Genomic DNA, 10,306 nt, shown 5'->3' with positions numbered 1-10,306 from the left:
GGTTGGCAAAACCCGCTTCAGCCCGGGTTGAGCGCCGAGTGCCGCCGGCCGTAGGAGAGGTAGACCACGAGCCCGATCAGGAACCACACCGCGAAGCGCAGCCAGGTCAGCGGCTCCAGGAACGTGATCAGCCAGAGGGAGAACACCACGCCGATCGCCGGCACCACCGGCATCCCCGGCGTGCGGAACTCCCGGTGCAGGTCCGGCTGCCGGTAGCGGAGCACGATCACCGCCGCGCACACCACCACGAACGCCAGCAGGATGCCGATGTTGGTCAGCTCGGCCGCCTCCCTGATCGGCAGGAAGCCGGCGATCAGCGCCGAGGCCACGCCCACGATCCAGGTGACCCGCGAGGGCACCCGCCGCACCGGGTGCAGCCGGGCGAACCAGCCGGGCAGCAGCCCGTCCCTGCTCATCGAGAACCACACGCGGGTGACGCCCAGCATGAACGTGAACATCACGGTCAGGATGCCGACGATGGCGCCCACCGCGATCAGCGCCGCCAGCCCCCGCAGCCCGACGGAGGCGAACGCCGAGGAGAAGCCGCTCTCCGGGTCGATCTCCCGGTAGTTCTGCATGCCGGTGAGCACCAGCGTGGCCAGCACGTACAGGATCATCGAGACGACCAGCGAGTAGATGATGGCCTTCGGCATGTGCCGCCGGGCGTCGCGCGCCTCCTCGGCCGCCGTGCTCATGGCGTCGTAGCCGAACACCGCGAAGAACACCGTGGCCGCGCCGGTGATCGCCCCGCTGACGCCGAACGGGAAGAACGGCGAGTAGTTGGCCGGGTCGATGAAGAAGAACCCGACCACGATCACCACCAGCACCACCGCGACCTTGGTCGCCACCACGGACGTCTCGAACCGGGCGGCCGTCTTGATGCCGCGGTTCAGCAGGAAGGCGATGAGCAGGCACAGCAGCACGGCGAACAGGTCCACCACGTGGCCGTCCCCGGTGCCGGGCGCGCCCAGCATCCAGGCCGGCAGCCGCAGGCCCAGCTCCTCCACCAGGAAGCCGAAGTAGCCGGAGATGCCGATGGCGACCACCGCCACGATCGCGGTGTACTCCAGCAGCAGGTCCCAGCCGATGAACCAGCCGACGATCTCGCCGAGCACCGCGTAGCCGTAGGTGTAGGCGGAGCCGGCCTTCGGGATCATGCCCGCGAACTCGGCGTAGGAGAACGCCGCCGCCCCGCTCGCCACCCCCGCCAGCAGGAACGACACCAGCACCGCGGGCCCGGCCGTCTGGTTGGCCACCGCGCCCGCGAGGGCGAAGATGCCCGCCCCGATGATGCCGCCGACGCCGATCGCGGTGAGCTGCCACAGCCCCAGCGACCGGGAAAGCTCGCCCTCGTGCTCCTCCGCGATCTGTTCGACCGGTTTGCGGCGGAACATGCTGTGTGACGCGGCCATGACGACCTCCTGAGCACCCTGTCGGTTCTCAGGAGGTCCTTTCCCGGCCCGCTCCCGGCATGCCCCGGCGACGGCGGACCGGACCGGGATTTGACGCGTACGGCGAGGTCAGCGTGCCTTGCCGAAGTCGGCGGGCACCGGCCGGCCGGTGCTCAGCAGCGTGAACAGCTCCTCCCACAGCGGCATCACGACCTCCGGCGTGTAGGCGTGCGCCGTCGCCGCCGCGGCGGCCCCGAGGCGCGCCCGCAGCTCGCGGTCGGCCATGAGCCGGCCCAGCTCCTCGCCCAGCTTCTGCACGTCGCGTGGCGGCACCAGGACGCCGTTCTGGCCGGAGACCAGCACGTCGGCGGGCCCGGTCGGGCAGTCGAAGGCGACCACGGGCAGGGCGTGGCCCATCGCCTCGATCATCGCCATCGGCAGGCCCTCGATGCGCGAGCTGAGCGCGTAGATCGACGACCGCGCGAGCTCCTCGTGGATGCGGTCGCTGCGGCCCATCAGCGTGATCCGCCCGTCCATGCCGGTGTCGGCGATGCGCTGCTGCAGCTTCTGCTGCGAAGGCCCGGTGCCGAAGATGCGCAGGCGCCACTCCGGATGCTCCTCCGCCACCGAGGCGAAGGCCGGGATGAGCATGTCGTAGCCCTTCTGCGGCACCAGCCGCCCGGCCGCGATCACCACCGGGTTGCTCTGGTCGGAGTGCTCGCGGTGGTCCATGTGGACGGCGTTGGGGATGCGCACGATGGGCGTGTCGTCCAGGATGGCGTGGTATTCGGCGCGGCTGGTCTCGGTCAGCACGGCGACCGCGTCGAAGCGGCCGTAGTGGCGGGCGATCTGCTCGCGTACGGCCTCGTGGTAGGCGGCCAGGTTCATGTGCTCCTGGGCGATCCTGATGACCTTGCGGGAGGCGCGGCGGGCGGAGATCAGGTTGAGTGCCGGGCGGGTGGTGACGAGGATGCCGTCGTTCAGCGACGACACGTAGTCCATCACGGCGGCCTCGACGCGCTCGGTGAACCACTCGGCGGCGAACTCGCCGTACGGGACGATCTTGCCGCGGGCCCGCCGCCACACCTTGCGCACCAGGGAGTCGGCCGACACCCCGTCGCGCTGGTCGACCAGCGCGGACAGGCGCACCCGCGGGTCGATGGCGAACTGCGGCTTGCCGCGCCGGCGCACCACGCTGACGATCTCCACGTCGTGGCCCGCCTCGGCCATCGCGTTGGCCTGGTTGACGACCGTGCGGATGGTGCCGCCCATCCCGTACGCGTGCAGCAGCATGTAGCGGATCCTCACGGGAGGTACCCCCACGTGCGCGCCATCCCCTTGAGGACGTCGGGCACCTCCTCGGGCCCTGGCAGCTCGCGGCCCGGCTGCACCTGCCCGGAGCGGATCTTGTCCTTCCAGTCGCCGAGACCCTTGGTCACCACCTCGGGGGTGCCGTAGCTGAGCATGGCGGGCTCCCACGCGATGGCGAGGAAGTCGCAGATCCCGCGCAGCGTCCGCTCCGGGTCGGCGGTCAGCTCCTCGTAGCGCACGGTGAGGCCGGGCAGCGCCTTCCTGGCACGCTCCACCGCCTTCATGTAGCGCAGCGCGTCCTTCGCCGCCTCCTCGGGCGTGCGCTTGTCCGGGCTGGCCTCGTGCCAGGAGGTCGCGATCGAGGCGGGATGGCGCAGCAGGAACACGAAGCGCGCGTCCGGCCAGCAGGCGGCCAGGCGCTCGTAGGCGAAGGCGTTGGCGGGCGTCTTGTCCACGACGTACCGCTTGCCGCTGCGGACCAGCTCCCGGTGCAGCACCCGGTCCCACAGCAGGTGCTCCAGGTCGGCCTTGTTGTGGCCGAGCGCGGCCATCGCCTTCTCGGCCAGGCTCGTGCCGAAGTCGACGCCGAGCCGCCGGACGTGCAGCTCGTGCGGGGCGTGCAGGTCGGGGTGGGAGTTCAGCATCGAGCGCAGCAGCGTCGAGCCGGACCGCACGGGGGAGATGACGAACACGGGCGCCCTCAGCAGCCGGTCCGCCTCGGGGTCCGCCGGCGGGCGGAACGAGACGTCGGCGGCCTTCTTGGCGGGCACGACCGATTTGGCGGCCGGGCCGGAGGTCTTGGACACCCGCTCGATGCGCAGGCCCGTGTGCCTTTCCAGCGCGGTGGTGATCTTACGCTGCCACTTCATGGTGGGGGAGGGTACTTACCTTTTCTGCAGATTGTCTGAAAGCGGCCTCAGTGGATGCGGCGCTCCCGGCCTGCCCAGGCCTCGTCCCGCAGGACGTACTTCTGGATCTTGCCGGTGGAGGTCTTCGGCAGCTCGCCGAACTCCACGCGCTTCGGCACCTTGAACCGCGCGAGCCGCGCCCGCACGTGCTCCCTGATCTCCTCCGCGGTGGCCGTCGCGCCCTCGCGCAGCGTCACGTACGCGGCGGGCACCTCGCCCCAGTGCTCGTCCGGCACCGCGACGACCGCCACCTCCAGCACCGCCGGATGGTCGGCGATGGCCTGCTCGACCTCCACCGAGGCGATGTTCTCGCCGCCCGAGATGATCACGTCCTTGCTGCGGTCGCGCAGCTCCACGTAGCCGTCGGGATGGCGGACGCCGAGGTCGCCGGTGCGGAACCAGCCGTCAGGCGCGGCCGCCGCGGTCGCCTCGGGATCGCGGTAGTAGCCGAGCATGACGTTGTTGCCGCGCAGCGCGATCTCCCCGACCGTCGTGCCGTCGGCGGGCACGTCGCGGCCGTCCGCGGCCACGACGCGGGCGGTGCAGGCGATCATGTTGCCGACGCCCTGGCGGGCCTTCAGCCGCGCCTGGCGCTCGCCGGTCAGCTCGTCCCACTCCGGCCGCCAGTCGCAGATCATCGCCGGGCCGAACGTCTCGGTGAGCCCGTACAGGTGGATGACGTCGAAGCCGAGGCCCGACATGCGGCGCAGGATCGCGGGGGACGGCGGCGCGCCGCCCGTCGAGACCCGCACCGTGCGCTCCAGCGGAGCCGCGTCCGGCGCGTGGGCGATCATGGACAGCACGGTCGGCGCGCCCTCCAGATGGGTGACGCCCTCGGCCCGCAGCAGCCGCCACACCTCGGCAGGGTCCGGCTTCGGCAGGCACACGTGCGTCCCGGCCGCCGCCGTCACCGCCCACGGAAAGCACCAGCCGTTGCAGTGGAACATCGGCAGCGTCCACAGGTGCACGGTGGCCGGCGACAGCCCGGCGTGCCCCACCATGGCGAGGGCCTGCAGATAGGCGCCGCGATGGTGGTACATGACGCCCTTCGGGCGGCCGGTGGTGCCGGAGGTGTAGTTGATCGACAGCAGCGCCCGCTCGTCGGCCGGGGTGAGCGCCAGCGGCGACGCCTTCGCGAGCAGGTCCTCGTACTCCGCGCCGGCCCGGATCCGGAGCGGCGGCTCGGCCAGTCCGGCGCAGGCCGCGTCCACCAGGCCGTCGAAGACCGGGTCGTGCACCAGCACGCCCGCCCCCGAGTGCTCCAGGATGTAGCCGACCTCGCCCGGCGCCAGCCGGGTGTTGATCGCCACCAGCGGCACGCCCGCCCACGGCACCCCGAAGTTCGCCTCCAGCAGCACGGAGGTGTTGGGCGCGAGCACCGCCACCGGGCGGCCCCGGGCCAGGGACGCCAGCGCGCCCGCCATCCGGCGGCAGCGCTCGCGCAGCTCGTGGTAGGTGACGCGGCGGTCGCCGTCGATCACGGCGATCCGGTCGCCGTGCGCGTCGGCGGCCCGGTCGAGGAAGGAGACGGGGGTCAGCGGCTCGTACGACAATCCGTCCAGATCGGGCATGCGATGGTCCTCCGGCCGAGAGGCGGGCTCACCGCCATCCTGAGCCGCGTTCCCACGCCGCGTCCACCCAGTTCGGCAGGACTTTCCGCCCCCGCGCTGGGTAGTCGTGACGGCCGGACCGAGAGCGAAGGAGCGTTGCCGTGCAGATCCCTCAGCGGCCCGGCATCAGCCAGGTGCACACCGGCATGAAGGTCGTCGACCGCGACGGCAAGGAGGTCGGGACGGTGGAGCTGGTCAAGATGGGCGACCCGCAGGCGGCCACCACCGACGGACAGCAGATCGACGGGCAGCAGACCGGGCGCGGCCCCGGCTTCGTGCCCGTGCTGTCGGACGTCTTCAGCCACGCCGAGCCCGACCTGCCGCCCGTGCTGGCGGCCCGGCTGCTGCGGACCGGCTTCGTGAAGGTGGACGGCCGCGGGCTGTTCGCGCGCGACCTGTACGTCGCGCCCGAGCAGGTCGCCAGGATCGAGGACAACGTGGTGCACCTGTCGACCGACGGCGACTCCCTGGCCAAGGAGAGCTAGGCCGGGGGTTCCTCCGGGCCGAGGAGGCGGGCGATGGTCTCGGACTGGCGGGCGCGGAACCAGGCGCGCTCGCGAGGGCCCGCCTCCAGGCCGCAGGGGCGTTCGACGTCGTGGCGGGCGTACTCGTCGGCCCACAGCGCGGCCTTGACCCGGCTCGGCAGGTTCGCCAGGCCGGGGCGGCGGCGGGCGCGGCGCAGCGCCGCGAGGTCCAGCTCGGCCGCGGCGACCAGCGTCTCGCCCGACCCCGCCCGTGCGAGGGCCCGGCCCTGGGGGTCGATCAGCTCCGAGCCGCCGTTGACGGAGTCGCCGGGGACGGCGGTGCCGGTCAGGCCGCCGGAGTTGGCCGCCACCACGTACGCCAGGTTCTCCACGGCGCGGGCGCGGCGGGCGATCGCCTTCGGCGTCAGGTCCGGCGAGGACGCCTCCGAGGTGGGGTTGCAGAACACCTCGGCCCCGCGCAGGGCGAGCGCGCGGGCCAGCTCCGGCATCTGGACCTCCTCCGAGGCCAGCGCCGCCAGGTTGCCGATCTCGGTGCGGGCCACCGGCAGCACCCCGTCGATGCCGTACACCTCCGTGTAGCGCTCCCACACGTCGTACGGCGAAGGCGTGAACAGCGAGTGCAGCCGCCGGTAACGCAGCACCACCTCCCCGGCGGGGGAGAGGATCACCGTCGCCTGGAAGTACAGCCCGGGGAAGTGCTCGTCGCGCTCGTAGGCGTTGACGCACAGGAACACCTCGTCGCGGACGGCGATCCCGGCCAGCATGCGGTATTCGGGCCCGCCGGGGTCGAGCGCCGCCCGCTCGCGCCACTCCGGCAGGCTCTCGCGCATCGGGAAGCCGGTCAGCGCGTACTCGGGCAGCACCACCAGCCGCAGCTCCGGCCCGAGCCACGCCTTGGAGCCCGCGACCCGTTCGGAGACGTGGGCGACGGCGGCGGCGATCTCGGCGCGCGGGTCGGCGGCCGCGTTGATCGCCCGCGTGCCGAGCTGCAGGGCCAGGGCCAGGTAGGCGGTCACGCGCCGGTCCTCCGCTCGTCGATCAGCGTCCTGCGCACGCACACGCCGTCCTCCAGCCACTGCCACACCCGGCTGCGGGAGCGGCCGTCCTCGCTCAGCACGATCAGCTCGAACAGCCGCAGCGGCCGGCCCTTGTAGCGCCAGGTGAGGTAGATCGTGCTGTCGTCCACCTCGCGGAACTCGCCCTCCAGCCGGTCGGTGTCGATGCGGCACCGGCCACCGCCCAGGTACGCGGCCGGGAACTCGTGCACCTCGGCGCGGCCGTCGTCCCAGGTGTAGCGGTTGGTCTGGTGGTAGGCGGCGTCGCCGGCGATGCGGCACGTCATGTGGACGCGGTGCCGGTCGAGCAGGGCGCCGTCGCGGCCGAGGTGGAGGTATTCGCCCTCCCACTCGCCCTCGTGCCGGGCCAGCAGCGGCATCTCCTCGCGCAGTCCCATCGGCTATTCCTCCGTCGGGTGCCACCAGGGGTCGGCGGCGGGGGATCGGTTGATGAGGAAGGCCCGGCGGCGCAGGAACCGGGCGATCGACGCCGGCCCCATGCGCGAGCCGCCGAGCCCGGACAGGCGGAAGGAGTGCTTCTCGCCCTCGTGCACCAGCGCGGTGAGCGCGGCGTCGTTGACGCTGACCGCGCCGACCGGCAGCCGGGCGGCCACCGCCATGGCCTCCTCCTCGGTGGCGGCGAACACGGCGGCCGACAGCCCGTACGCCGAGTCGGACGCCAGCGCGACCGCCTCGTCCGGCCCGTCCACGGCCATGACGGGCAGCACCGGCCCGAACGTCTCCTCCGTCATCACCAGCATCGAGTGGTCCACGCCGGACAGCACGGTGGGGCGGCACCAGTGGCCGCCGCCGTGCCGCTCGATCGTCCCGCCGGTGTGCGTGACCGCGCCCCGCGCGGCGGCGTCGGCCAGGTGGGCGGCGATCACGCCGGGCCGGTCGGGCGCGATGATCGGCCCGATGGGGCCGCCCTCGCAGGTCAGCCGGGTCCGCTCCGCCTTGGCCGCGAGCAGCGCCAGGAAGTCGTCGTGGACCTCGCGGGCGACGTAGACCCGCTCGATCGACTGGCAGGACTGGCCGGCGTTGGCGGTGCCGCCCCACAGGATCGCCGAGGAGGCCCGGTCGAGGTCCGCCCCGGCCAGGACGATCGCCGGGTCCTTGCCGCCGAGCTCCAGGTGCGCGGGGACGAACGCGCGGGCCGCCGCCTCGGCCACCTGCCGCCCGGTGGGGACGCTGCCGGTGAACACCACGGCGTCCACCAGCCCCACCAGCGCCGCCCCGGTGACCGGCCCGCCCTCGACGACGGCCAACGGCAGCTCGCCGGGCACCAGCCGGCTCAGCGGCTCGATGAAGCGCGGCGTCACCTCGCTCGGCTTGACCAGCACCGCGCAGCCGGCGGCCAGCGCCGGGGCGGCGTCGAGGAGGCCGAGCAGCAGCGGGAAGTTCCACGGCGTGATCGCCCCGACCAGCTCGTACGGCACCGCGTCCCCGGCCACGTGCACCCCGGGCAGCTCGGCGGCGAACCCGGCGGGCGGGGCGAGGAGCGCGGGCGCCCGCCGCGCCCACCGCTCGACCGCCCCCGCGACGACCTGCCGCTCCAGCACCGACTCGGCGACCCGCCCGGTGTCGGCCACCAGCGCGGCCAGCAGGTCCTCGTCTCGGGCCAGCGCCGCGGCGAAGCGGGCGAGCACCGGGCCGCGCCCGGCCGGCCCCGCCGCCGCCCACCCGGCGGCCCGCGCGCGCAGCCCGGCCGCGATCCCGGCGAGCCGGTCCGGCGGGACGGGACGCAGGGGCCGTTCGATCCGGCCGGTCAGCGGGTCGAGGACCGGCGTGCTCACGGCCGGCCGTGGGCGGCGCACCAGCCGGCCCACGTCATGGCGCCCTTGTCGAGCTGCTTGGCGTGGAAGGAGGTCCAGGAGTTCTGGCTCGGCCCCGGCTCGTCAGGCGCGGCCGTGTAGAGCGGGTGATGGGCCTCCACCTCGGCGCGCAGCCACGGCTCGACGTCGGCGTACGAGTCGAGCGACCAGGCGTGGGCGCGGTAGGTGAGCTGCCCGCGCACCTCGCTCTCGGCCAGGCCCATGAACGGCGCCCACGGGGCCGTGCGCGTCCAGCTCACCTTGACCTTCATCGCGCCGTCGGGGATCTCGCCGGGGACGGTGCGCGCGGCCACCTCGCGGTCGTCCACCTGGAACTCGAACATCTCCTGCGCCGTGTAGACGCCGCCGACCAGGCCGAACGTCTCGCCCAGGGTGGCGCCGTAGTCGGCGCGGACGGCGATGTCGCTGGTCCAGACGCTCTCGTCGTGCAGCCGGCGGACGGGCGGCCCGGCGAAGGCGGGGGTGATGGGGAACGGGCCGAAGTTGACCGCGTCGTTGTTGATCGGCACGACCGGGTAGGTGCGGCCGTCGAGGGGGTTCGCCCATTCGCGCAGGACGCGCACGGGGTCGCCGGGGTCGGTGTAGCAGACGATCTCGCGGGAGAGCTGGTGGAGCCGGTCGGTGCCGGGCACGCGGTACAGGCGGCGAATGTTGTAGCCCTCGATCCCGAACAATTTCCGGCCATGCGGAATATCAGGTTTCAGCGCGTCACCGGGAATGTTGGCGTAGACGGAGCCGGAAATGCGGAAAACCATGTCCTCCCCATCCGGACGTCCGAAAGTTTGGAGGGCCAGCATTCCGCTCGGGTCGGTCACCGTCCGGTAAACGGGGCCGGGATGCGTCGAGTCCATGACGATCAGAATAAAGGCTTAACGCTGCGTGTATTTCGTGCCGGAAACTGGGTGTGTCATCCCTTTTGTCAGGGGTACGGGGCGCGAAGGGCACCGGGAGGCGTGGCGTCTCCCGGCGCTCGCACGTACATCCGACACCTGTGAGGACCGCATGATGACCGACCGACTCGGCCGTGCGCTGGGCTGGACCAGCCTCGCGCTCGGCACGGCGCAGCTCGCGGCGCCCCGGGCCGTGACCCGCCTGTGCGGCGTCGACGACGCGCCGGGGGCCACGACGATCGCCAGGCTCGTGGGAGGACGCGAGCTGCTGCACGCCGCGCTGCTGCTCGGCGGCAAGACGCCCGCCCGGTGGACGTGGACCAGGATGGCCGGCGACGCGATGGACCTCGGCCTGCTCAGCACGGCCGCCGCCAACCGCACCGGCGGCCGGCGCCGCCGCGCGCTGTGCGCGCTCGGCGCGGTCGCCGGCATCGCCGCCCTCGACGCCGCCTGCGCCGGGATGCGCGCCCGTAAGGCCCGCAGCCCGCTCCAGGTGCGCGCCTCCATCACCATCAACAAGCCCCGCGCCGAGGTCTACCGCTTCTGGCGCGACCTGGAGAACCTGCCGACCTTCATGACCCACCTGGAGTCCGTCCGCACCCTCGGCGGGGGCCGCTCCCGCTGGCGGGCCAAGGGCCCGGTGGTCGACCTGGAATGGGAGGCCGAGATCATCGACGAGCGGGCCGGCGACCTCATCGCCTGGCGCTCGGTGCCCGGCAAGGGCGTCCGCAACGCGGGCCTGGTCAGCTTCACCGACGGCCCCGGCGGGCGCGGCACCGTCGTGGACGTCTCGCTGGAGTACGGCATGCGCGGCCGCAAGC

General features: G+C 73.1%; 10 protein-coding genes. 2 read left to right on the top strand and 8 right to left on the bottom strand.

The genetic code is table 11. The features are described 5' to 3' along the window. Positions 1-17 precede the first annotated feature (17 nt). The 4 genes from ABD292_RS45800 to ABD292_RS45785 all read right to left on the bottom strand — a co-directional run bounded on the left by ABD292_RS45800 (position 18) and on the right by ABD292_RS45785 (position 5,181). Entirely contained in the window at positions 18-1,412 is a 1,395-nt protein-coding gene (locus tag ABD292_RS45800; RefSeq protein WP_344219163.1) for an amino acid permease, read from the bottom strand. Positions 1,413-1,520: 108 nt separating this feature from the next. Then, complete coding sequence (locus ABD292_RS45795) at positions 1,521-2,699, bottom strand: glycosyltransferase family 4 protein (RefSeq protein WP_344219161.1); 1,179 nt, start codon at positions 2,697-2,699, stop codon at positions 1,521-1,523. Then, complete coding sequence (locus tag ABD292_RS45790; RefSeq protein WP_344219159.1) at positions 2,696-3,571, bottom strand: sulfotransferase family protein; 876 nt, start codon at positions 3,569-3,571, stop codon at positions 2,696-2,698. The genes ABD292_RS45795 and ABD292_RS45790 overlap by 4 nt, the downstream gene beginning before the upstream one ends. Before the next feature lie 47 nt (positions 3,572-3,618). Next, positions 3,619-5,181 (bottom strand): acyl--CoA ligase family protein, encoded by a 1,563-nt coding sequence (locus ABD292_RS45785; protein ID WP_344219157.1) that lies wholly within the window; start codon positions 5,179-5,181, stop codon positions 3,619-3,621. 140 nt (positions 5,182-5,321) lie between these two features. On the opposite strand from ABD292_RS45785, the gene ABD292_RS45780 reads away from it, so the two are divergent. Next, the gene (locus tag ABD292_RS45780; RefSeq protein WP_344219155.1) at positions 5,322-5,705 is read left to right on the top strand and encodes a hypothetical protein; all 384 of its coding nucleotides are present in this window, start codon (positions 5,322-5,324) and stop codon (positions 5,703-5,705) included. Here the strand turns inward: ABD292_RS45780 and ABD292_RS45775 are convergent. The 4 genes from ABD292_RS45775 to ABD292_RS45760 are packed head-to-tail and all read right to left on the bottom strand — an operon-like array spanning position 5,702 to position 9,350. Further along, positions 5,702-6,721 carry a nitrilase-related carbon-nitrogen hydrolase gene (locus ABD292_RS45775; RefSeq protein WP_344219153.1) on the bottom strand — a complete coding sequence of 340 codons (1,020 nt, stop codon included), beginning with the start codon at positions 6,719-6,721 and terminating at the stop codon, positions 5,702-5,704. The genes ABD292_RS45780 and ABD292_RS45775 overlap by 4 nt on opposite strands. Then, positions 6,718-7,158, bottom strand: coding sequence for a hypothetical protein (locus tag ABD292_RS45770; protein WP_344219151.1), 441 nt, complete (start codon positions 7,156-7,158; stop codon positions 6,718-6,720). Before ABD292_RS45770 ends, ABD292_RS45775 begins: the two co-directional genes overlap by 4 nt. A 3-nt stretch (positions 7,159-7,161) precedes the next feature. After that, a complete protein-coding gene (locus ABD292_RS45765) occupies positions 7,162-8,556 on the bottom strand; it encodes an aldehyde dehydrogenase family protein (protein ID WP_344219149.1) in 1,395 nt (464 codons plus the stop codon). Next, the gene (locus tag ABD292_RS45760; RefSeq protein WP_344219147.1) at positions 8,553-9,350 is read right to left on the bottom strand and encodes a DUF1838 family protein; all 798 of its coding nucleotides are present in this window, start codon (positions 9,348-9,350) and stop codon (positions 8,553-8,555) included. Before ABD292_RS45760 ends, ABD292_RS45765 begins: the two co-directional genes overlap by 4 nt. Positions 9,351-9,597: 247 nt before the next feature. Between ABD292_RS45760 and ABD292_RS45755 the strand changes: the two genes are divergently transcribed. Further along, positions 9,598-10,306, top strand: a 709-nt coding sequence (locus ABD292_RS45755) for an SRPBCC family protein (protein WP_344219145.1), incomplete at its 3' end; no start/stop codon positions are given.

The organism is Nonomuraea bangladeshensis, assembly GCF_039529455.1.
GTDB lineage: Bacteria > Actinomycetota > Actinomycetes > Streptosporangiales > Streptosporangiaceae > Nonomuraea > Nonomuraea bangladeshensis.
Note: the sequence above shows the minus strand (reverse complement) of the source record. Positions and strands in the feature narration are given on the sequence as shown.

Bases quoted from the DNA above. Each gene is read 5' to 3' on its own strand.
- ABD292_RS45760 (WP_344219147.1), bottom strand. From the start codon at position 9,350: ATGGTTTTCCGCATTTCCGGCTCCGTCTACGCCAACATTCCCGGTGAC.
- ABD292_RS45790 (WP_344219159.1), bottom strand. From the start codon at position 3,571: ATGAAGTGGCAGCGTAAGATCACCACCGCGCTGGAAAGGCACACGGGC.
- ABD292_RS45800 (WP_344219163.1), bottom strand. From the start codon at position 1,412: ATGGCCGCGTCACACAGCATGTTCCGCCGCAAACCGGTCGAACAGATC.
- ABD292_RS45770 (WP_344219151.1), bottom strand. From the start codon at position 7,158: ATGGGACTGCGCGAGGAGATGCCGCTGCTGGCCCGGCACGAGGGCGAG.
- ABD292_RS45785 (WP_344219157.1), bottom strand. From the start codon at position 5,181: ATGCCCGATCTGGACGGATTGTCGTACGAGCCGCTGACCCCCGTCTCC.